We start from the raw sequence: 19308 nt of genomic DNA on the forward strand, positions 1-19308 counted from the left end.
CGACCGGCGGGCGTCAGTCCCGCTCGTCCGCCAGGACTCCGCCGAGGATGCGGGCCGCCTCATCGAAGCGGCCCGCGTCCTCGCCGGAGTAGTTGACCCGGAGGTAGGGCCCCGCGGGTTCGGCCGGGAACCACTCGGTGCCGTCGGAGACGATCAGCCCGCGGCTCTCGCAGGTGCGGACCACGCGCGGCACATCGGTGCCTTCCGGGAGCCGCAGCCACAGGTTCAGTCCACCGAGCGGCAGCCGCTCGAGGTGCGCCGTCGGGGCGTGCTCACGCAGACTCGCGACGAGCAGGTCCCGCCGAGCACGGAGGAGCGGTCGCAGACCACGGAGGTGCGACCGCCACCCGGGTTGGGTGACGACGTCGAGGGCTGCGGCCTGCAGGACCCCGCTGATGTACATCGACTCGGCGGCCAGGTCGGCCAGGATCCGGTCGTGGGCGGGCCCCCGCGCGATGACGGCCGCGACCCGCAGCGCCGGCGAGACGCTCTTCGTCAGCGACCGCAGGTAGATGACGTGTCCGTCGTCGTCGAGCGCGGCGAGCGGCCGGGAGTCGACGTCGATCGCGAGGTCGTGGGCCCAGTCATCCTCGACGAGGAACGCGCCGTGCCGCCGGACGGTCTCGAGGATCGCGACCCCCGTCTCCGGTGACCAGCGGCCGCCGGTCGGATTCGCGAAGGTCGGCTGTGCGTAGAATGCCCGCGCGCCGGTGTCCTGGAACGCGCGCTCCACGACGTCCGGGTCCGGTCCGTCGGGACCGGTCGGCACGGGGACCAGCGTCACGCCCGCCTGCTCGGCCGCGAGGATCGCACCCCAGTAGCTCGGCGACTCGATGAGCATCGGCTGGCCCGGGCCGACGAGCGCTCGGAAGATCGAGCTGAGTCCGCTCTGACTGCCGGAGATCACGATGACGTCCCGGGCGGTCGGCGGCGTGACCCCGGGCGGTGCGGTTCCCGCGAGGTCGGCCGCGAACCACGCCTGGAGCTCCGGCGACCCGGCCGCCGGCGATCGGGTCATCGCCACGTCGGTGCGGGCGACGCGCGCGAGCGCGGCGCGGACCAGCCGTTCAGGCAACAGTTCTCGGGCGGGGTATCCGGAGTGCATCGCGATCGCGGCGGGCGCGACCGACCGTTGCGCCGAGGAGAGCGCGCCAGACCGCCACGGCAACGCACCGAGCGCGGCGGTCTGCCAGCCGTAGTCCACCGTTCGCGCCGGACGAGCCGCCCGCACGAAGGTGCCGACGCCCGGCCGGCTCTCGATGAGCCCTTGCCCGGCGAGCTGGCGCATCGCGTTCTGGACGGTCACCGGACTCGCGCCGAACTCGGCCGTCAACGCCCGATTGGAGGGCACGCGTGCACCCGGAGGCGCCGCTGCGATCCAGGCGGTCATGGCGGCGACGATCCGCCCGGTGCTATCGTTGTCCATGATTCCACAGAGTAGCGTTATCGTGACGCCGGCGCGAGTGTTATCCCGCAGCGGGCTCGGCTGGGGCTTCCTCGGCGTCCTGGCGTTCTCCTTCACAGTCCCCGTCACGAAGGTCGCGCTCGTCGGGCTCTCGCCGCTCTTCATCGGTTCCGGGCGCGCGGTCGTCGCAGCCCTGCTCGCCGCGATCACCCTCGCCGTCCTGCGAGCGCGCCGACCGACCGGCATGCACTGGGCGCGCGTCGCGATCGTCGCAGGTGGCGTCGTCGTCGGATTCCCACTCCTCACCTCCTTCGCGCTGACCACCGCTCCGGCCGGTCACAGCGCCGTGGTGATCGGCCTCCTCCCGGCGGCGACGGCGGTCGCCGCCGTCCTCCGGGGCGGCGAGCGCCCGACCCGACGCTTCTGGATCTTCGCCGGCTCTGGTGCGATCGCCGCGATGCTGTTCGCGTCCGTGCAGCACGGCGGCCTCGCGCCGATGGCCTGGTCGGACCTCCTCTTGCTCGGTGCCGTCGTCGCAGCCGCGATCGGCTACGCGGAGGGCGGACTGCTCGCCCGGGAGCTGGGCTCCTGGCAGACGATCTCCTGGGCGCTCGTCGTGGCATCACCGCTCATGGTCGCCCTCACGTCACTGTCGGTCGTCCAGCAGCCGCCGACCGCAGCCATCGACAGCTGGCTGGCGTTCGGCTACCTCGGCGTCGTGAGTATGTTCCTCGGCTTCTTCGCCTGGTATCGCGGACTCGCGATCGGCCCGATCGCCCGGGTCAGCCAGATCCAACTCGTCCAGCCGGTGCTGAGCATCGTCTGGGCTGCCCTCATCCTCCGCGAGCGACTCGACTGGGCCACCGTGCTCGGCGGGCTCGCGGTCATCCTGTGCGCCGGCCTCGCCGTCCGCACCCGTCTCGACCGGAAGTGACCCCACCATGCGCCACACCCCCACGTACCTGATGACCGACGTCGACGAGGTCAAGCGCCTCATCCGCAACCACCCGTGGGCGACGTTCGTCTCGCCCGCGAGCACCGGGCTCGTCGCCTCCCACTACCCGGCGATCCTCGAGGAGGACCGCGATGAGCTGTCCATCGTCAGCCATTTCGGCCGACCGGACGAGCGCTCGCACGAGCTCGGCGAGCACGAGATCCTCGTCATCATCCAGGGCCCCCATGACTACGTCTCGCCGAGCTGGTACCCGGAGGGCCAGTTGATCCCGACGTGGAACCACGTCACCGCGCACCTGTACGGCACGCCGGAGGTCCTCAGCGAGGACGAGAACTACGAGATGCTCTCGCGACTCACCGACCACTTCGAGGATCACCGACCGGACGGCCGCCACCTGTCCCAGGACGAGGCCGGCACCCGGCGGGCCGCGAAGGGGACGGTCGGCCTCCGGATGCGCGTGACCCGCTTTGACGCCCGCGCGAAGCTCAGTCAGAACAAGACGCCCGAGGTGGTCGACGACATCACCGCGCACCTTGCGGAGCGGAATCCGGCACTGGCCGAGGAGATGCGCCGTCAGCAGGATCGGCGTCCGGCGGGGCACTGACCCGACGGGCACCGGAACGACCGCGGGCGTCGCTCACGAGCACGAGGGCGACGCCCGCCGCACTGAGCAGGAACCCGCCGGCCGTCAGGAGCGTGAACGGCTCCCGGAACAGGAGCGCACCCGCGACGGCGGTCGTCGGCGCGACGAGGAACAGGAGCGCGTTGAGGACCGTGACCCCGATGCGACGCAGCAGCCACCAGTAGAGCCCGTAGGCCGACAGCGTCGGGACGAGCGCGAGGAAGAGCGTCGTGAGCCAGAAGGTCGCGTCGCCCGGCGGCACCGCCTCACCGGTCGCAAGAGCGAGCACGGCGAGGAGCACCATGGTCGCCGTCGCGTGGACGGTCAGCGTGAGGAGGACCGGGGATCGGTGCGGCGAGCGCCGTTCCAGGATCGTCGCGGTGATGAGGCTGGCCATGGCCAGTGCGGGCAGGGCGTAGGCGATCGGCGGTGCGTCCGAGGCACCGAATTGGGATTGCACGATGAGGAACACCCCGACCGCGCCGATCCCGAGTCCCAGCCATTGGGCACCCGGCACCCGCACGTGCAACAGCGGTCCGGCGAGTGCCGCGATGACGAGCGGCTGGACGGCATCGATGAGCGCGGTCGTGCCGGTCGAGATGCCCACGGCGACCGAGGCGTAGACGAACACGACGTAGCCGAACTGCGCGAACAGGCCGATGACGAGCTGCGACCGCACCTGAGCCCGGGTGGCGTTCCGCCACTGCCCGCTGAGCAGTAGCACGATCGCGAGCCCCACGGCGAGCGGGACGAACCGCCAGAGGAGCACGGTGAGCACCGGCACGTCCTCGGTTCCGATCTTCGCGACGATGAACCCGGAACTCCACGCGAGGACGAATCCGATCGCCGCGAGGGGGACGATGACCGCGCGGATCGCGCGAACCACAGGTATACCGATCTGTTTACTCATCCTCGCAGTATACAGACTGGTATAGTTTTCGCATGACGGTCGACACTCCGGAGCTCGCACCCCTCACGCCGGGTGCCCGACGCGTGCTCGACGCCGCCTCCGTGCTCTTCTACGAGAACGGCATCCACGCGGTCGGCGTCGACACCATCGCGGAGGCCGCCGGGGTCACGAAGAAGACGCTCTACGACCGCTTCGGCAGCAAGGAGGCCCTCGTGCTCTCCTACCTGCAGCATCGCGACGCCCGCTGGCGCGACTGGGTCGACGAGTACCTCGCCCGGCATCCGGAGCCCGGGATCGACCGGATTCTCGCGATCTTCGACGCCGCGATCGGCTGGTCGGACGACAACAGCCCCAAGGGCTGCAGCGCCGTCAACGCACGCGCGGAGATCCCCGACCACGCGACCAGCGGCCTCGTCCTCCCCGAGGTCACCCGACAGAAGCAGTGGCTGCTCGACCGCTTCGCCGAGCTCATCACCGAAGCCGGCCTGTCGGACCCCGGAGCGCGGGCCCGCGAACTCATGCTGCTCTACGAGGGCGCCATCGTGACGGTCGGGATGCGCACCTTCCGCGAACCGTTCGAGACCGCGCGTGCGATCGCGCGTCGGCTCCTGGCCGCCTGACCGGAGCCGGCGCCGGTCTGTCGCCGACAACCCGACATCGCGTAGGGTCTCGGGATGGACTTCACCGACGACGCCACCGCCGCCGACCGCGAGAACAGCACCGACCGCATCGCCATCGTCACCGGGGTCGGGCGCCGCCGCTCGATCGGCGCGGGACTCGCCACCGGTCTCGCCGCGGACGGCTGGAACCTCGTCCTTAACGCCTGGCGACCCTACGACGACCGCGTCGGCTACGAGCGGACCCCCGACGACCCCGAGGCGATCGCCGACGAGTGCCGCGCGCTCGGCGTGACCGTCGAGGTCGTGTTCGGTGACCTCGCCGACCCGGCGTTCCCGGCCGAACTCGTCGGGCGGGCTGCGCAGCTGGGTCCCGTGTCGGGGCTCGTCATGTCGCACTGCGAGTCGGTCGACAGCTCGATCCTCACGACGGACCTCGACAGCTGGGACCGCCACTTCGCCGTGAACGCGCGGGCGACGTGGCTCCTCATCAAGGCCTTCGCCGAACAGCTCCCCGTGCAGGAGGCGCTGCCCCGGGTGGCCGGTCGCATCGTCGCCCTCACGAGCGATCACACCGTGAACAACCTCCCCTACGGGGCGAGCAAGGGTGCGCTCGACCGCATCGTGACCGCTGCGGCGGTGGAGCTGGGCGACCGCGGGGTGCGGGCGAACGTCATCAACCCGGGTCCGATCGACACGGGCTGGATGACCGACGACATCCGCCGCTGGGGCACCGAGGCGACGCCCGCCGGCAGGCTCGGAACGCCGTCCGACACCGCCGACCTCGTGCGCTTCCTGTTCTCGCCGGCCGGGTCCTGGATCAACGGCCAGGTGCTCTCGAGCAACGGCGGCTTCAACGTCGGCTAGCGGCGTCGCTCCCGGCCGACCCGCGCACGGATGTCGGCGATGTCGGTCGGCATGATCCGGCAGCAGCCGCCGATGATCGTCGCCCCGGCCTCCAGCCAGGCCTCCACCTCGCCGACCCCGGCGGCTCCGCGCCAGCAGCGGGCGCCGGCATCCCACTGCTCGCCGGAGTTCGGGTAGACCACCACCGCCTTGTCCGTCACGGACCGCGCGGCGGCGATGGCCGGGAGGACCTCGTCCGGGTGCGCGCAGTTGACACCGACGGCCTGGAACTCGTCGATTCGCTCGACGAGACGGAAGCCCTCCGCCATCGGTTCACCCGAGCGCAGACGACCGCCCTCCACCGTGAACGACAACCATGCCGGCACGCCCGAACCCCGCACCAGATCGGCGAGCGCCGTCGCCTCGTCGAGCGTCGGGATGGTCTCCAGGGCGAGGAGGTCGGGGGCCGCGTCGACCAGCACGGCCAGACGTCGCTCGTGCCACTGCCGCAGCTCGGTCCGACTGAGGCCGGAGGCACCCTCGTACTCCGAGCCGTCGCCGAGCGTCGCACCGTACGGACCGATCGACGCGGCGACGAGGAGCGGGCCGTCGGGGTCTGATTCCGACCGCGTGTCGCGCGCCGCACGCGCCACGTCGACGCTCGATCGCAGGAGCCGCTCGGTCTCGGGAGGCGCGATACCGATGCGCTCGAACGCCTCGAAGCCGACCTGGTAGGACGAGGTGATCGCGATCTGCGCACCCGCGGCGAAGAACTCCCGATGAGCGTCCAGAATCGCCTGTGGCTTCTCGAGCAGCAGACGAGCGCTCCACAACGCGTCGGAGAGGTCGTGCCCGCGTGCCTCGAGCAGCGTTCCGAGACCGCCGTCGATGGTCCAGACACCGCGCCGAAGATCCATGCCGTCCATTGTGCCCGCACCAGCGCGGGGAGGGGCGCCACTGGACACCTGGTATTGTCTATACCCGTCCAGAGCCGAGAGGACGCGTTCTCCCCGAGAACGACCCGCCACCCGACGTGCAGCTCCCCCGAGCTCCGTGCCAGTGCAGCATGGCGATCCTCCGGCATTTCTCGGGCACTGAGCGATTACGCGAGTGCCGAATGATTCAACACGACTGTCAGGAAACGAGTACTGCTTGTGAACTCCAGCGACAACGCGGCATCATCGTCCCCCGCATCCCCCTCCCCCAAAACCGGCCGGAAGCCGGCCCGTAAGACCAGACGCCTCCGCGTCGACGACGTCCTCGTCGTGAAGCGGTCGCGCATCCGCACCGCCATCTCGGGCACCGTCGTCGGCAACTTCATGGAGTGGTTCGACTTCGGCATCTACGGCTACCTCGCGGTCACGATGACCGTCGTCTTCACCGAAGGGCTCCCTCCTGAGGCCGGCATCCTCGTCACCCTGTTCGGGTTCGCCGTGTCGTTCCTCGTGCGTCCGCTCGGCGGGCTCGTGCTCGGACCACTCGGCGACAAGATCGGCCGGAAGAAGATCCTCTTCCTCACGATGTCGATGATGGCCGCGGCGACCGCCCTCATCGGCGTGTTGCCGACCGCCGCCCAGATCGGGCTGTGGGCCATCGCCCCGCTGTACCTCCTCAAGATGATCCAGGGCTTCTCGACCGGTGGTGAGTACGCCGGCGCCTCCACCTACGTCGCCGAGTTCTCACCCGACCGTCGCCGCGGGTTCTGGGCCTCCTGGCTCGACGTCGGGTCCTACGTCGGCTTCGCGGCCGGCGCCGGGACCGTCGCCCTCACCACGCTGATCGCGGAGGGCCTCGCCGGCCCCGACGCGATGACCGAGTTCGGTTGGCGCATCCCGTTCCTCATCGCCCTGCCGCTCGGTGCGGTGGCGGTGTGGTTCCGCCTCAAGATCCCCGAGACTCCTGCCTACGAGGTCGCCGAGACCGCCGGTGGGATCGAGTCCGAGCACGAGGACCCCATGGCCCGCCAGGGTGTCTTCGGGATCTTCCGTCACTTCTGGCGCCAGATCCTCATCGCGATGGCGATCGTCGCCGCGACGAACACCGCCGGCTACGCGCTCACGAGCTACATGCCGACCTACCTCGAGAAGGACGTCGGCGTCTCCAACCTGACGGCGGCGGTCGCGACCATCCCGGTCCTGCTCATCATGTCCGCCTGTCTGCCGCTCGTCGGCCGGATGTCCGACAAGCTCGGCCGCAAGCCCGTCTACCTCATGGCCGTCGGTGCAACTCTCGCCCTCATGGTGCCGGCGTTCGCGGTCATGCAGATCGGTGAGATCTGGGCCATCTTCATCGCTCTCTTCATGGTGGCCGCCCCGGTCGCGCTGTGGGCGGGACCGTCTGCAGCCTCGCTGCCGGCGTTCTTCCCGACGGCGTCCCGCTTCGGTGCCATGGCGATCGCCTACAACCTGTCGGTCTCGCTCTTCGGCGGCACGACGCCATTGTTCAGCGAGTTCCTCATCCAGCTCACCGGCAACACCTTCATGCCCGCGTTCTACATCATGTTCTTCGCGGCGGTGGCGGGCGTCGGCGTGCTCACGATGCGGGAGACGGCTCGTCGTCCGCTCATCGGCTCGGTGCCGACGGTCGAGACGAAGGCCGAGGCGGTGGAACTCGTCAAGGGGCAGGACGACAACCCGCTCATCGACACCCACACGATGCCACTCGACATCCTGCCGCCCGCGTCGACCACCGGTGCCGCGGCGGACGGCCAGGACGGACGCGTCACGACGCCCGCCGGCTAGGCGATTCGTCGACGCGTTCGTCGAGGACGGCGCGTTCGGTGATCACGATCGGGGCGGGTGCGCGGTGCGCATCCGCCCCGTCGCGTCCGACCCGCTCGAGGAGCGCGGCCTGCCAGCCGCCGCTCGCGACCGGCTTCGCCGGGGCAGCCGGCACGGTCGGCTCCACCTGCACCTCCGACGTCGTCGACGGCTGGAGTTGCGCGACCGACCCACGCTCCTCGACGAGCGCCTCCTGGATGATCCGTCGGGGATCGAACTGTCGAGGGTCGAGGCGTTTCCACTCGGTCGGGTCGAACTCGGGGCCCAGTTCCTCGGCGGCTCGCGCCTTGGTCGTCGCGACGAGGTCACGGACGGTGCGGACGAGCACCCCGAGTCGCTCGGCGTACACCGGCAACTGTTTCGGGCCGATGAGCACGGCCGCGAGGATCCCGATGACGATCAGCTTGTCCATGGTGAGTCCGAACACGATGCGCTCCGATGATCAGGCGGCAGGGGTGTCGGCGCGGGTGTCGGTGTCGGCCGACACCTCGTCCTTCAGGATGCGTGCCGACTGCCCGACGCTGCGGGCGAGGCTCGGGAGCTTCGCGGCGCCGAAGAACAGCAGGATGACGGCGAGCACGATGAGGGCGTGCCAGCCGGTGAGGTTCTGGAGGAGTCCCATGACGGGTCCTTTCGGGTCGATGCGGGTCAGGACAGAGGTGCGTGGAGGTGCCGCGGTCAGCGTCCGCTCGGCGGCGTTCCTCCGCCGCCGCCAGCCCCGCCACCGCCGGACGGAGCGGCACCGGCAGTCGGCGTCGTCGTGGTGTCGACCCGGACGGTGAGCGCCACCTGGTATCCGGAGGTCGCGTCGCCCGTCACCGTGGCGAGCTGCAGGGCGCCGCCGTCGTCGCCGAAGACGTTGTCGTCGTCGAGACTCACCTGGGCCAGGTTCGCGCTCGAACCGTCGTAGCCCGACAGCGCGTAGACGGTGTCGCACGCCGCCTGCGGGAGGGCGACCTGGGAGGTCGCGATCGCGTTCGCGGAGTCGGAGATGTCGTTCACCGTGGGGTACACCTCGAAGTGGATGTGCGGCCACCGGCCCGAGTAGCAGGCCGGGAAGATCGAGGTGTACGAGACGGTCCCCGAGCTGTCGGCGACCTGGACGCCGCGGAGGTAGGTCTCGTCCTCGATCCCGTCCGAGTACATCGAGTAGCCGCCCGACGCGTCGCAGTGCCAGACGTAGACGGCGACGTCGGCGAACGGGGCGTCACCGTTCGCCATGTCGAGGATGGTGAGCGAGAGGGCCATGGGGACCCCGCTCGCGGTTGTGCCGGACCCGATACTCGACCGGATGTCGCTGCGGACGATGCCGGACTCCTCGAGCACGTCAGCTCCGTTCGAGCCGTCGCCCGGGTAGGGGCCAGCGGTCTCGTCGGGGATCTCGCCCGATGGGAGGTCGCCGGTCGCCGTCGCGGTACTCGTGCCAGAACTCGCAGCGCCGGTGCTCGTGCTGCTGCTGCCGGACGCCCCGGTGGAGCAGGCGGCGAGCGCGACGGCCCCGACCCCGGCGCCGACGAGGCTCAGCACCGTGCGCCGGCTGACGAGGGTTCCGAGGTCGAACGCCACGCCCTGGTCGACGACCTCCTCGTCGGCCCGGTCGAGCAAGCGGCCCTCGTAGGCCGGGCCGTCCGGGGTGGTCTCGGGTGTCGGGATCCTGCTCATGGTGCGCCTCGCCTTCATCTGCGATCGGTGGTCTCGATCGGTCGTGAGACGAGCATCGGCGTGCCGGCTATGGACTCCCTATGAGCCGTCCATACGTCGTCGATGGGTCTGCTGGGCGATTGTCGAGCCTGCTGATCAGCGCGGGGTGGCCTTGAGCCCGTTGGGCGGTCCGTCGCGGTCGGAGGTGGTGCGCGGGACGTCGTATCGCACGAGGGCGTCGGCGCGTTCCAGGCTCGGTTGCACACTCATCAACACCCGCTTGAGCGGATCGATGTCCCAGGCGATGACGAAGTACGCGTCGGCACCACCCCGATCGCGGCGCCGTTCGATGACCGCCTTCGGGATCACCGGGTCGTTCCGCATCACGAGCCACGTGTCGTGGTCGAGCCGGATCGGACGCGGGCGGGTCATGTGTCGAACATACGTTCGAATGTCGCGTGAGGCAAGTCGACGATCGAGCTGCTTAACTTTGCTTAACCGCTTGACCACCTTCTCGGCGTCCCGCTACGGTAACTGCGTAACCGATTAACCACTCACCGCAGAGGACGTCATGAACCAACGAGGGTTCCACCAGCCGAACGGCGCATGGGTCGGAGACGTCATCCCCTGGCAAGAGGACGGGGTCTTCCACCTCCTCTACCTGCACGAGTCGCGTCGCGTGCCCAAGATCGGCATGCCGTGGCATCGCGTGACCACCCGCAACCTCGTCGACTTCGACGAGCTCGGCGAGGCACTGGCGTCGGGCGGACCGTCCGCGCCGGACTTCAACGTCTACACGGGGAGCATCGTCCGGGGTCCCGACGGCGTCCACCACGTCTTCTACACGGGTCAGCACCCGGAGCGCCGCGGTGCCGACGGTCTGGCGCTGCAACTCGTCATGCACGCCGTCAGCACCGACGACATGCGCACCTGGGAGCGCCGGGAGGCCGACACCTTCGGCGCCACCGCAGGGTACGAGACCGCCGACTGGCGGGACCCCTTCGTCTTCTGGGACGAGGACGCGGCCGTCTGGCGGATGCTCATCACCGCCCGACACGCGCACGGCCCGGAACGGCGTCGCGGCGTCATCGCCCAGTGCACCTCCACGGACCTCTCGACCTGGGAACCCGTCGAGCCGTTCTGGGACCCGCGCCGCTACATCGCCCACGAGTGCCCCGAGGTCTTCCAGTGGGGCGACTGGTGGTACCTCGTGTACTCCGAGTTCAGTGAGTCGTTCACGACGCGCTACCGGATGTCGCGCACCCTGCACGGACCCTGGCTCGTCCCCGAGCACGACACGCTCGACGGACGCGCCTACTACGCGGCGAAGTCCGCCGCCCGCGACGGACGCCGGTTCTTCTTCGGCTGGATCGCCTCCCGCGAGGGGGCCCACGACGCGGGCGCCTGGCAGTGGGCCGGCACCATGTCGGTCCTCGAAGCGGAGCAGCGTGCCGACGGCACCCTCGCCTTCCACCCGCCAGTCGAACTGCGTGAGACGTTCGGACCCGCCGAGGAGCAGACGGACGCCGTCATCGCCCCGGGCACGGTCCTGAGCGCCCCCGACGGGTACGCCGACGCCCTGTCGGCCGTGGACGCGCCGAGTTCCTTCCGGCTGGTCGCCCGGTTCGACATCGCCCCCGGCACGACCGAGTGCGGCGTCCTCCTCCGGGCGAGCGACGACGGCGACGAGGGCTACGTCCTGCGCCTGGAGCCGAAGCGCGACCGCCTCGTGTTCGACCGCTGGCCCCGCTCCAGCACCGGCACGGAGCAGTGGCAGATCTCGGGCGACGTCCCGTTCGTCGTCGAACTCGAACGCCCCTGCCGCCTCGCCCCCGGCTTGCACGAGCTCGAGGTGATCGTCGACGGCGACCTGTGCGTCGCGACCGTCGACGACGCGGTCGTCCTCAGCACGCGCCTCTACGACCGACCGACCGGTCGCGTCGGCGTCTTCGTCGGTGAAGGGGCCGTCACCGTCGAGGCGTGCACGCTCCTGGAACGCGACGGCGGCGACTCCGACGACGACTCCCCGTCACACCGACTCCTCACCAGCACCACGTCCTGATCCCGACACCACGCTCCGCCCTGCTGCACCACCACCCGCACACCCGCACCCACCTGTGATCGATCAACGGAGATTCCGACCATGCCAACCACCGCACGCCCCCGCACCATGCGCCCCACCCGCGGCACCGCCTTCGTGGCGCTCGTCGCCGCTGCAGCACTCGCCCTCTCCGGCTGCGCCGGCGGATCGAGCGCCACGGACCCGACCGACGTCGACCCGAAGGGCGACATCGTCCCCCGCGAGATCTCGTGGCTGCTCTCCCGCCCGGCCGACGGCGGGGTGATCACCGCGATGGAGCAGATCGCCGACGAGTACGCGAAGGACCACCCCGGCTTCTCGCTGAACCTCATCACGACGCCCGACCGCCCGTCGTACATCCAGAAGTACGAGACCCTCGCGGCCGCGAACAAGCTCCCCGAGCTCTTCGACACCGACGCGACCCCGTTCGCGCAGAAGCTCGCGAAGCAGGGCCGGATGGTCGACGTCGACCTGCTCCTCGAGGACCTCGGTCTCGCCGACTCCTACCGCGAGGCGGCGCTCAACTACCAGCGGTTCGACGACGGCTCGCTGTACATGGTGCCGTTCGAGTTCCAGCTGGAGTTCTTCTGGTACAACCGCTCCCTGCTCGAGGACGCCGGTGTCACCGTCCCGGCCACGCTCGACGACTTCCCCGCCATGTGCAAGGCGCTCCGCGCCAAGGGCGTCACCCCGATCGCGCTCGACGGTCAGGACCAGTGGCCGCTCGAACGATACATGGCCTACTACCCGTTCCGGATGGCGGGTCCCGAGTACATCCAGGACCTGAAGGCCGGGAAGGCCTCCTTCTCCGACCCGGCAGGGAAGGCCGCAGCCGAGTGGCTGTACGACCTCGGGCAGGCCGGCTGCTTCCAGGAGGGCTTCTCCTCGACCGGTTACGCGGACGCGCAGGCGCTCTTCACCTCGGGGAAGGCCGCGGTCTACAACATCGGCACCTGGGAGCTCTCGAACCTCGCGACGGATGCGCTCGACCCCGGCGTCCGTGACGCGGTCGGCACCTTCACGCTGCCGACCATCGACGGTGCCGTCACTGCCGACAACGAGTACGTCACCCCGTCCGGCATCGGCATGGCGGTGAACGCGAAGACGTACGACCCGCTCGTGCGCGACTTCCTCGCGTTCGCCCTCGAGCGCTACCCGGAGCTCTACGCGGCGACGGGCGCCCTGTCTCCGACGACCTCCGCGCAGACCACCGTCCCCGCGAACGCGACCGAGCTGTACGCGAGCTCTGTGGCGCAGGCGGACGGCGTCGGACCGGCGATCGCGATGCCCTGGGACACCCAGCTCGACCCGGCCACGAACACCCGACTCCAGCAGGAACTGACCCTGCTCGTGCAGGGCGACATCACGCCGGACGAGTTCATCACGACGATGGACGCGGCCCTCACGGAGAACGTCGATGACTGAGCTCACCCAGAGCGCGGTGGGCGCGGCACCGGCCCGCCCACCGCGGCGGCGGAAGCCGATGTCCACGTCGATGCTGCCCCGCCGGTCGACCCTGTCGGTGCTCGTGTTCCTCGTGCCGCCGCTCGTCCTCTACGGTGTGGCGGTGCTCCTGCCGATCGTGCAGTCGCTGTTCCTCAGCCTCTTCTCGTGGGATGGCATCACGGACATGGCGTTCGTCGGACTCGACAACTACGTCAAGATGCTCACCCGGGACGACGTCTTCTGGACCTCCTTCGGCAACGCCCTCGGCTACCTCGCGATCTGCCTGGTGCTCCAGCTCGGCGGCGCGCTCCTCGTCGCCGGGCTGCTCACCGCCCTCCCCCGGGCCCGCGAACTCGTCAAGACGCTGTACCTCCTGCCAGCCGTCATCTCGACGGTCGCGATCGCCATCCTGTTCCAGCGGCTGTACGCGCTCGAACCGGTCGGGCTGATCAACCAGCTGCTCGCGTGGGTCGGCCTCGGCGACCTTCAGACGGCCTGGCTGTCGAACGTGCAGACGGTCCTCGCGGCCGTGTCGATCCCGGAGGGCTGGCGGTTCACCGGCCTGTACATGCTCATCATCTACGCCGCCCTCATGGCCGTGCCCCGCGACCTCGAGGAGGCCGCTCGGCTGGACGGCGCCTCCTGGTGGCAGATCTTCTGGCGGATCCGCTTCCCGTACATCCGGCCGGTGTGGATAACGACGACGGTCATGGCGACGACCTTCGCCCTCCGCGGCTTCGACATCCCGTACCTGCTGACGAACGGCGGGCCCGGTCAGTCGTCCGAGCTGCTGACCACGTACATGTACAAGACGGCGTTCGTCCACACGGACTACGGCTACGCCAGCGCGATCTCCATGTTCATCGTCGTCGAGTGTCTCGTCGCCGTCGGCCTCATCTTCCTGCTGCTCCGACGGAAGGACCAGTCATGACCGCCACCCTCCCCGCCCGGCCGACCGAACACGTCGCGCCCCCGGCGGCACAGGCACCGAAGCGGAAACCCCGGCACACCCCGCGCGTGCGGGTGCAGCGGACGATCCTCACCGTGACCGTCGTCGCGATCGTGCTCGTCCAGGTCTACCCCCTCGTCTGGTTGCTGCTCACGAGCTTCCGGACGGCGGCGGACTTCGCCGGCGGCAACCCCTTCGCGCTGCCGTCCGAGTGGACGCTCGACAACTACGCGCGGGCGTTCTCCACCGGCAACCTCGGGCTGAACATCGTCAACAGCCTGATCGTCACCCTCGGGTCGAGCGCCCTGATCGTCATCGCCGGCATGATGGCGGCGTACGCGCTCCAGGTCCTCGGGTTCCGGTTCAGCGGGCTCGTCCGCGGCCTGTTCCTCCTCGGCATCATCGTGCCCGTGCAGATCGCGCTCGTCCCCCTGTTCATCGACTACTCGCAGGTCGGCCTGCTCGACACCCACCTGTCGATGATCATCCCGCTGGCGGCGTTCGCCCTGCCGATGGCCGTCTACCTGTTCTCCTCGTTCTACGAGTACATCCCGCGGGAAATGTACGAGGCCGCGTCGCTCGACGGGGCTGGTCCGTACCGGATCTTCGGCCAGATCACCTTCCCGCTCTCGGTCAACACGATCATCACCGTCGTGCTCGTCAACAGCATCTTCATCTGGAACGACTTCATCTTCGCGAACACCTTCGTGCTCTCCGACGGATTGAAGACCATCCCGCTCGGCCTGCAGAACTACATCGGGGCGATGGGGAACACTGATTGGACGGCGACGTTCGCCGCCGTCTGCGTCACGGTCACACCGCTGCTGCTGGTGTTCCTCGTGTTGAACAAAGCGATGATCAGCGGCCTCGAGAGCGGAGCGACCAAGGGATGAGCAGCACCGACCAGCCGAAGCCCGGCGCGGACCACCCGAAGAACACCTCGGGCATCACGATGCGCGACGTCGCGAAGGCCGCCGGCGTCTCCGTGGCGACCGTCTCGCACGTCGTCAACGACAAGCCGGGGTCGCGGATCGGCGAGGACGCCAAGCGTCGGGTGCACGAGGCGGTGGCGGAGCTCGGCTACCGGCCGAACGCCCTCGCGAAGACGCTGTCGCAGGGGCACTCCCGGTTCATCGGCCTCGTCGCCGACGCGATCGCGACGACCCCGTTCGCCGGCCAGATCATCCACGGCGCCCAGGACGAGGCGTGGCGCCACGGCTACGTCCTGCTCGTCGCCAACACCGACGGCAACACGGCCGCCGAGGAGGAGGCGATCGCGATGATGCTCGAGCACCAGGTCCGCGGGATCCTCTACTCCACCTGGTTCCACCACGAGATCACCGTGCCGGAGGCACTCCTCCAGACCGACACGGTGCTCGTGGACTGCTACGCCGCGGGCAGCGGGCTCCCGGCCGTCGTCCCCGACGAGGAGCAGGGCGGGCGGACCGCGACCGAGGCGCTGCTCGCGGCCGGTCACCGACGCATCGCGTTCGTCAACACGACAACCCCTCACCGGCACAGACCGGCCGGCTCGCCGGATACCGATCGGCGCTGCAGGCGGCGGGGGTGGCGTTCGACGACACTCTCGTGTTCCCGGCCTCACCGGAGCAGGAGGGCGGATACGCGGCGACCGCCGAGGTCGTCGACTCGGGCGCCACTGCGGTCTTCTGCCACAACGACCGCGTGGCGATGGGACTCTACGACGGGCTGCGGGAACGCGGACTGCGGATCCCCGACGACATGGCCGTCATGGGCTTCGACAACCAGGACGTCATCGCCGCCCACCTCCGGCCGCCGCTGTCGACGGTCGCCCTCCCCCACTACGAGCTCGGGGCGGCCGGTGTCCGTCGGCTGCTCGGTCTCGACGCCGCGCTGCCCGCCGGGCCGCAGCTCATCGCCTGCCCGGCCGTCACGCGGCACTCCGTCTGAGGGCGCGACCATGCACGACGAGCAGCACGCCCTTCCACGGCCCGGCTTCCACCTGACGCCCGAGCGGAACTGGATGAACGACCCGAACGGGCTGGTCTTCCACCGCAGGCGGTGGCACGCCTTCTTCCAGTACAACCCGGAGGGTGGCGACTGGGGCAACATGAGCTGGGGCCATGCTTCGAGCATCGACCTGCAGCACTGGGACGAGCATCCGGTCGCCCTGCGGTACACCGCCGAGGAGCAGGTGTACTCGGGATCCGTGGTCGCCGCAGGTCCCGACGGACGCCTCACGGCGTACTACACGAGCGTGTTCACCGACGGTCGGCAGGCGCAGTCGCGGGCGACCAGTGACGACGACGGGCTCACCTGGCAGCGCGACCCGGAGAACCCGATCCTCGACCGCGGCTCGCACGCCTTCCGTGACCCGAAGATCATCCGATACGAGGACGCCGCGGGTTTCCGCTGGATCATGCTCACGGTGGAAGCCGTGGAGCGTCAGGTGCTCGTGTACTCCTCCACCGACCTCCGCACCTGGGAGCTCGTCAGCACCGTCGGTCCGTTCGGTCCCACCGGCGTCGTGTGGGAGTGCCCCGACCTCATCCCGCTCGCGGTCGACGGCCGCCCGGACGAGGTCCGGTGGGTCCTGCTCCTCAGCACCAACCCGGTCGGCGATGCGCAGGACCCGGACGGGTCATCGATGAGCTATCTCCTCGGCGACTTCGACGGCACGGTGTTCACGCCTGAGCGGGCCGAGCTGCAGCGACTCGACCACGGTCGGGACTTCTACGCGGCGGTCGGGTTCGACGGCGCTCCGGACGGCGAAGCGGTGATCCTCGGCTGGATGGGCAATTGGCGCTACGCGGCCGACCTCCCCGCCTCACCGTGGCGGGGCGCGATGTCGCTCCCCAGACGCCTGTCCTTGACCACGGTCGACGGCGAGCCGCGACTCGTGCAAGAGCCGCCGGCCTTCGTCAGGGAACGACTCGCCGCGATCGAACCGACGACCGTCGTCCTGTCCTCGGACGCCGTCGACCTGGCGCTCGAGGGCGACGGCGTGGTCGAGCTGCACTGGGATCCGTCGATCACCGGTGAGCTGCGGCTCCGGCTGACGGCCGACACCGACGGGGCGGTCCTCATCGCCCACGACCCGGCGGCGGCGTCACTCGCGGTCACCCGGTCGGGCGGTGCCATGGACACGGTGCACCCCGACTTCGCCTCCACGAGCATCGTCCCGCTCGCCGGCGACCGTACGGCGCGGCTCCTCCTCAGCCTCGACGGCCCGCTGCTCGAGCTGTTCGTCGACGGCGGTCTCGCCACCGTCTCCGACCTCGTCCTCCTCGGGAGCGGACGACCGACGCTGACCCTCGCGAGCGAACGCGCCAGTCCCGTCTCGGTCGCCGTCATCGTCCTCGACCGGGCGCCCGCCACCGACCAGGTGCACGCGCTCGCCTGAGCATTCCTCCACCGCACGATCCAGCACCATCCCCGCCACGGGTGCCTTCGGCGCGCCCGCGGCACCGACGAAAGGAACAGCAATGACGCACGACCTCTCCCGCCGGACCGTCCTCCAGGGCGCCGGCCTCGGGGCGCTCGCCCTGTTCGCGAGTGCCGGCACGCCCCTCGCCGCCCAGGCCGCGACCACCACCCAGGCGCAGGCGTCCCTCCGATCGGTGTTCCACATGACGCCGCCGTCGGGGTGGCTCTGCGACCCGCAACGACCGGTGTTCACGAACGGCGCCTACCAGCTGTACTACCTGCACTCCGGCCAGAACAACGGCCCGGGCGGTTGGGATCACGCGACGACGACCGACGGCGTCGCCTTCACCCACCACGGGACCGTCATGCCGTTGCAGCCGGACTTCCCGGTGTGGTCGGGATCCGCGGTCGTCGACACCGCGAACACCGCCGGGTTCGGTGCGGGTGCGGTCATCGCCCTCGCGACGCAGCCCACGGACGGTGTCCGGAAGTACCAGGAGCAGTACCTCTACTGGTCGACGGACGGCGGCTTCACGTTCACGATGCTCCCCGACCCCGTGATCGTGAACACCGACGGACGCGCTGCCCAGACCACGGCGGAGATCGAGAACGCCGAGTGGTTCCGGGACCCGAAGGTCCACTGGGACGCGGCCAGGAACGAATGGGTGTGCGTCATCGGCCGGGCGCGCTACGCGGCCTTCTACACTTCGCCCGACCTCACGACCTGGCAGTTGCAGCACAACTTCGACTTCCCGAACCACGACCTCGGCGGCATCGAATGCCCGGACCTCTTCCAGATGCGAGCGGGTGACGGCAGCTGGCACTGGGTCTTGGGCGCCAGCATGGACGCCTACTCGATCGGCCTGCCCATGACCTACGCCTACTGGACGGGCACCTGGGACGGCACGCGGTTCATCGCCGACGACCTCACCCCGCAGTGGCTGGACTGGGGCTGGGACTGGTACGCCGCCGTCACCTGGCCGAAGGCGGAGTCGCCCGACGACCGCCGGCTGGCGATCGCGTGGATGAACAACTGGAAGTACGCGGCCCGCGACGTCCCCACCGACGCCTCGGACGGCTACAACGGCCAGAACTCCGTCGTCCGGGAGCTGCGACTCGAGGCGCAGTCCGGTGGTCGGTACAGCCTGCTCAGCTCACCCGTGGACGCCCTCGCCGGGTATGCGACCTCCACCGTCTCCCTCCCGGACCAGACGGTCACCGGGAGCGCCGTCCTGCCCTGGAGCGGCCGGGCGTACGAGATCGAGCTCGACCTCACCTGGGACACCGCGACCAACGTCGGTCTCTCCGTCGGGCGGTCGGCGGACGGCTCCCGCCACACCAACATCGGGAAGGCCGGGGCCGAGCTCTACGTCGATCGTGCACCGTCCGACCTGGCCGGCTTCTCGCTGCAGCCGTACACCCGGGCCGCAGCGCCGATCGACGCGGCTGCGCGCTCGGTCCATCTGCGGGTCTTCGTCGACACGCAGAGCGTCGAGGTCTTCGTCAACGCCGGTCACACCGTCGTCTCGCAGCAGGTGCACTTCGCCGAGGGCGACACGGGGATCTCGCTCTACACCGATGGCGGGCCGCTGACCGCCTCGGGGATCACGATCCGCGAGTTCGGCACGGCGATCTGAGGCAAGCTCCCGCAT

General features: G+C 69.9%; 17 protein-coding genes and 2 pseudogenes. 12 read left to right on the top strand and 7 right to left on the bottom strand.

Annotation, left to right across the window (positions count from 1 at the left end):
* Positions 1–13 precede the first annotated feature (13 nt).
* Entirely contained in the window at positions 14–1426 is a 1413-nt protein-coding gene (locus tag FGL15_RS02810) for a PLP-dependent aminotransferase family protein (protein ID WP_138944865.1), read from the bottom strand.
* Here FGL15_RS02810 and FGL15_RS02815 point away from each other — a divergent pair.
* Positions 1425–2339: a DMT family transporter gene (locus FGL15_RS02815; RefSeq protein ID WP_138947178.1), complete on the top strand. Its 915-nt coding sequence runs from the start codon at positions 1425–1427 to the stop codon at positions 2337–2339. The two genes, FGL15_RS02810 and FGL15_RS02815, sit on opposite strands and share 2 nt — an antisense overlap.
* 7 nt (positions 2340–2346) lie before the next feature.
* Complete coding sequence (locus FGL15_RS02820) at positions 2347–2964, top strand: FMN-binding negative transcriptional regulator (RefSeq protein WP_085512312.1); 618 nt, start codon at positions 2347–2349, stop codon at positions 2962–2964.
* On the opposite strand, the gene FGL15_RS02825 is transcribed toward FGL15_RS02820, so the two are convergent.
* A complete protein-coding gene (locus tag FGL15_RS02825) occupies positions 2882–3892 on the bottom strand; it encodes a DMT family transporter (RefSeq protein WP_138944866.1) in 1011 nt (336 codons plus the stop codon). The genes FGL15_RS02820 and FGL15_RS02825 overlap by 83 nt on opposite strands.
* A gap of 32 nt (positions 3893–3924) precedes the next feature.
* On the opposite strand from FGL15_RS02825, the gene FGL15_RS02830 reads away from it, so the two are divergent.
* Positions 3925–4512, top strand: coding sequence for a TetR/AcrR family transcriptional regulator (locus FGL15_RS02830; protein ID WP_138944867.1), 588 nt, complete (start codon positions 3925–3927; stop codon positions 4510–4512).
* Between the two features lie 54 nt (positions 4513–4566).
* On the top strand, positions 4567–5376 hold the full coding sequence (locus FGL15_RS02835) for an SDR family oxidoreductase (protein ID WP_138944868.1): 810 nt from the start codon (positions 4567–4569) through the stop codon (positions 5374–5376).
* Here the strand turns inward: FGL15_RS02835 and mmuM are convergent.
* Positions 5373–6272, bottom strand: coding sequence for a homocysteine S-methyltransferase (mmuM, locus tag FGL15_RS02840; RefSeq protein WP_240773747.1), 900 nt, complete (start codon positions 6270–6272; stop codon positions 5373–5375). The genes FGL15_RS02835 and mmuM overlap by 4 nt on opposite strands.
* A gap of 237 nt (positions 6273–6509) precedes the next feature.
* Between mmuM and FGL15_RS02845 the strand changes: the two genes are divergently transcribed.
* Positions 6510–8096: an MFS transporter gene (locus tag FGL15_RS02845; protein WP_192018437.1), complete on the top strand. Its 1587-nt coding sequence runs from the start codon at positions 6510–6512 to the stop codon at positions 8094–8096.
* On the opposite strand, the gene FGL15_RS02850 is transcribed toward FGL15_RS02845, so the two are convergent.
* The 4 genes from FGL15_RS02850 to FGL15_RS02865 form a co-directional block, all read right to left on the bottom strand.
* The gene (locus FGL15_RS02850; protein WP_205858673.1) at positions 8077–8562 is read right to left on the bottom strand and encodes a Sec-independent protein translocase TatB; all 486 of its coding nucleotides are present in this window, start codon (positions 8560–8562) and stop codon (positions 8077–8079) included. The genes FGL15_RS02845 and FGL15_RS02850 overlap by 20 nt on opposite strands.
* A 15-nt stretch (positions 8563–8577) precedes the next feature.
* Positions 8578–8757 (bottom strand): twin-arginine translocase TatA/TatE family subunit, encoded by a 180-nt coding sequence (locus FGL15_RS02855; protein ID WP_138944870.1) that lies wholly within the window; start codon positions 8755–8757, stop codon positions 8578–8580.
* Positions 8758–8813: 56 nt separating this feature from the next.
* Complete coding sequence (locus FGL15_RS02860) at positions 8814–9797, bottom strand: intradiol ring-cleavage dioxygenase (RefSeq protein WP_138944871.1); 984 nt, start codon at positions 9795–9797, stop codon at positions 8814–8816.
* A gap of 135 nt (positions 9798–9932) precedes the next feature.
* Positions 9933–10208 carry a hypothetical protein gene (locus FGL15_RS02865; RefSeq protein ID WP_079706952.1) on the bottom strand — a complete coding sequence of 92 codons (276 nt, stop codon included), beginning with the start codon at positions 10206–10208 and terminating at the stop codon, positions 9933–9935.
* Between the two features lie 139 nt (positions 10209–10347).
* Here FGL15_RS02865 and FGL15_RS02870 point away from each other — a divergent pair, with 139 nt between their 5' ends.
* From FGL15_RS02870 to FGL15_RS02900, 7 genes and pseudogenes are all read left to right on the top strand, one after another.
* Positions 10348–11838, top strand: coding sequence for a glycoside hydrolase family 32 protein (locus tag FGL15_RS02870; RefSeq protein ID WP_138944872.1), 1491 nt, complete (start codon positions 10348–10350; stop codon positions 11836–11838).
* A gap of 81 nt (positions 11839–11919) precedes the next feature.
* The gene (locus tag FGL15_RS02875; RefSeq protein ID WP_369821894.1) at positions 11920–13281 is read left to right on the top strand and encodes an ABC transporter substrate-binding protein; all 1362 of its coding nucleotides are present in this window, start codon (positions 11920–11922) and stop codon (positions 13279–13281) included.
* Between the two features lie 70 nt (positions 13282–13351).
* Positions 13352–14233, top strand: a complete 882-nt coding sequence (locus tag FGL15_RS02880) for a carbohydrate ABC transporter permease (protein WP_138947179.1) — start codon at positions 13352–13354, stop codon at positions 14231–14233.
* Positions 14230–15144, top strand: a complete 915-nt coding sequence (locus tag FGL15_RS02885; RefSeq protein ID WP_138944873.1) for a carbohydrate ABC transporter permease — start codon at positions 14230–14232, stop codon at positions 15142–15144. The genes FGL15_RS02880 and FGL15_RS02885 overlap by 4 nt, the downstream gene beginning before the upstream one ends.
* Before the next feature lie 59 nt (positions 15145–15203).
* A pseudogene (locus FGL15_RS02890) lies at positions 15204–16180 on the top strand (LacI family DNA-binding transcriptional regulator).
* A 61-nt stretch (positions 16181–16241) separates the two neighbouring features.
* Positions 16242–17633: pseudogene (locus FGL15_RS02895) on the top strand (glycoside hydrolase family 32 protein); the annotation flags it as partial.
* Positions 17634–17715: 82 nt separating this feature from the next.
* Entirely contained in the window at positions 17716–19293 is a 1578-nt protein-coding gene (locus FGL15_RS02900; RefSeq protein WP_138944875.1) for a glycoside hydrolase family 32 protein, read from the top strand.
* Positions 19294–19308 lie beyond the last annotated feature (15 nt).

Source organism: Plantibacter sp. M259 (assembly GCF_006065115.1).
In the GTDB taxonomy this organism is placed as follows: domain Bacteria; phylum Actinomycetota; class Actinomycetes; order Actinomycetales; family Microbacteriaceae; genus Plantibacter; species Plantibacter auratus.

Excerpts from the sequence above, each read along its gene's own strand:
- FGL15_RS02815 (WP_138947178.1), top strand. The coding sequence starts at position 1,425 with ATGATTCCACAGAGTAGCGTTATCGTGACGCCGGCGCGAGTGTTATCC.
- FGL15_RS02810 (WP_138944865.1), bottom strand. The coding sequence starts at position 1,426 with ATGGACAACGATAGCACCGGGCGGATCGTCGCCGCCATGACCGCCTGG.
- FGL15_RS02820 (WP_085512312.1), top strand. The coding sequence starts at position 2,347 with ATGCGCCACACCCCCACGTACCTGATGACCGACGTCGACGAGGTCAAG.
- FGL15_RS02825 (WP_138944866.1), bottom strand. The coding sequence starts at position 3,892 with ATGAGTAAACAGATCGGTATACCTGTGGTTCGCGCGATCCGCGCGGTC.
- FGL15_RS02830 (WP_138944867.1), top strand. The coding sequence starts at position 3,925 with ATGACGGTCGACACTCCGGAGCTCGCACCCCTCACGCCGGGTGCCCGA.
- FGL15_RS02835 (WP_138944868.1), top strand. The coding sequence starts at position 4,567 with ATGGACTTCACCGACGACGCCACCGCCGCCGACCGCGAGAACAGCACC.
- mmuM (WP_240773747.1), bottom strand. The coding sequence starts at position 6,272 with ATGGATCTTCGGCGCGGTGTCTGGACCATCGACGGCGGTCTCGGAACG.
- FGL15_RS02855 (WP_138944870.1), bottom strand. The coding sequence starts at position 8,757 with ATGGGACTCCTCCAGAACCTCACCGGCTGGCACGCCCTCATCGTGCTC.
- FGL15_RS02860 (WP_138944871.1), bottom strand. The coding sequence starts at position 9,797 with ATGAGCAGGATCCCGACACCCGAGACCACCCCGGACGGCCCGGCCTAC.
- FGL15_RS02865 (WP_079706952.1), bottom strand. The coding sequence starts at position 10,208 with ATGACCCGCCCGCGTCCGATCCGGCTCGACCACGACACGTGGCTCGTG.
- FGL15_RS02870 (WP_138944872.1), top strand. The coding sequence starts at position 10,348 with ATGAACCAACGAGGGTTCCACCAGCCGAACGGCGCATGGGTCGGAGAC.
- FGL15_RS02875 (WP_369821894.1), top strand. The coding sequence starts at position 11,920 with ATGCCAACCACCGCACGCCCCCGCACCATGCGCCCCACCCGCGGCACC.
- FGL15_RS02880 (WP_138947179.1), top strand. The coding sequence starts at position 13,352 with ATGCTGCCCCGCCGGTCGACCCTGTCGGTGCTCGTGTTCCTCGTGCCG.
- FGL15_RS02885 (WP_138944873.1), top strand. The coding sequence starts at position 14,230 with ATGACCGCCACCCTCCCCGCCCGGCCGACCGAACACGTCGCGCCCCCG.
- FGL15_RS02900 (WP_138944875.1), top strand. The coding sequence starts at position 17,716 with ATGACGCACGACCTCTCCCGCCGGACCGTCCTCCAGGGCGCCGGCCTC.